The organism is Microvirga sp. P4_G7 (assembly GCF_056401005.1).
This window is the reverse complement of the sequence record NZ_JBFUKD010001199.1, coordinates 1-534: the sequence shown is the minus strand read 5'-3', so window position 1 is coordinate 534 and position 534 is coordinate 1. Positions and strand designations below refer to the sequence as shown.

Here is a 534-nt window from a genome sequence, read left to right as displayed (position 1 = left end):
CGTCAATGTCTTCCTGTATCCAGGTGGCGACCTGTTTCCAGCCGGCCTGTTGCCAGAGCTCGAAGGGCCCCTGCTTGGAGCCAAAGCCCCAGCGCATCGCGAAGTCGATGTCGCGCGCGGTTTCGGCAATGCTGTCCAGGTGCACGGCGGCATAGTGGAACTGGTCGCGCAGAATGGCCCAGAGGAAGCGCGCTTCGGCGCCCTCGGCTTCGCGCAAGAGCTTCAGGCGCTCGCCCGCGGGCTTTTTGAGCATGCGGCCGACAACTTCATTGGCCTTGGCGCCGGCCGGCACGTATTCCATGCTCTCCGGGTCCAGGCGCAGGATGTCGCGACCCTGTTTTTTGTAAAARCCGGCGCCGGTCTTCTGGCCCAGGCTTTTGGATTCCAGCAATTTCGCCAGGACCGGCGGCGTGCCGTAGATGTCCGAAAACGGGTCTTCCACTTTCCCACTGCTTGAGCCACCCACGGGGCCGAGGTTGTCCTGCAGTGTCCTGATCACATGCGCCATGGTGTCCAGGCCCACCACGTCAGCGG

The 534-nt window shown here is 63.4% G+C and carries 1 pseudogene; it reads right to left on the bottom strand.

What is annotated here, in order from left to right:
- Positions 1 to 508 (bottom strand): annotated as a pseudogene (locus AC1DT3_RS23860) (hypothetical protein); the annotation flags it as partial.
- Positions 509 to 534: the final 26 nt, after the last annotated feature.